This is a genomic window from Paenibacillus sp. 3LSP, from assembly GCF_032465655.1.
Lineage (GTDB): Bacteria > Bacillota > Bacilli > Paenibacillales > Paenibacillaceae > Fontibacillus > Fontibacillus barengoltzii.
In genome coordinates, this window is record NZ_JAWDJI010000234.1 from 1 (window position 1) to 1,034 (window position 1,034).

The 1,034-nt window shown below is 48.6% G+C and carries 1 protein-coding gene; it reads left to right on the plus strand.

The features are described 5' to 3' along the window. Positions 1–172 precede the first annotated feature (172 nt). Positions 173–1,034 (plus strand): transposase (locus tag RW092_RS20330; RefSeq protein ID WP_185150978.1); only part of this gene is annotated, 862 nt, incomplete at its 3' end.

Below are 1,034 nucleotides of genomic sequence, written 5' to 3' on the forward strand. Positions count from 1 at the left end.
TAGTTTCCCCTGAAAAAGTCAGGGTGTTTTGAGCATAATTAAAAGGAATTCAGCACCTCAAAATGGAAATTGTTATTGACGAGATAACAAAGTTCCACACCCCGAGGGAAGAATTCCTTTGCTATAGGAGTTCAACAGAAGCCCTCGGGAATCCTTCCAAGAGGTGAAGAAAATGTTGAAACTTCGAGACGAGCAATTGACCATCTGGGATGCCATTCTCCCGGAATCTGTTAGAAAGTTGCCGGTCGAGCTTGCAATCATAGATCAATTACTGGACGACGACCGTTTTCTTCAACCGTTTACTGAGTTGCACCCGAAAGGCAAGAAAAGCGGCCGTCCTACGCTTGCAATTGAAAAGTACATCCGTCTTATGGTCCTGAAGCATAAATACAATTTGGGCTACGAGTCACTCGTGAAGGAAGTCGGTGACAGCATCACATGGCGAATGTTCTGCCGGTTTGCCATCGACGAACCGATGCCCGACCCGTCTACGCTCATCTATGCCCGCAAACGCTACGGCGACAAGATCGTCGAAGACATCAATGCCGCACTCGTAAAGCAGTGTGAGGAAAAAGCCGTTCTGAAAACCCGCAAATTGCGCACGGATACGACGGTTGTGGAATCCGATATCCATCACCCGACAGACGCTACGCTGTTGCAAGATGGCGTAAAAGTCATCACTCGAACGATTCAGAAAATCCGGAAAGTCGCCTCCCACACTGTTCAAGGCTTTGAAGATCGTACGGCAGAAATCAAGGAAAAGATTCTGTCCATCGCGAAAGTTCTACGTCGCCGCACCCGTGAATCTTGGGAAGAAGTTGACCGGATCACTGGGAGCGTAATCGAAGTAGCCGAGAACGTTGTGAACAAGGCGCAAGCCGTTATCGAGAAACTGCAAGACAAGGGCAAAGCTGCTCTTCGACAAAGTAAAACCAAACTGACCGAGGCGGTCACGCTAACCGGCAAGTTGTTGGAACAAGCCAAACAGGTCGTTTCCGGCAATCGAATCATCGCAGATCGGATCGTCAGTTTCT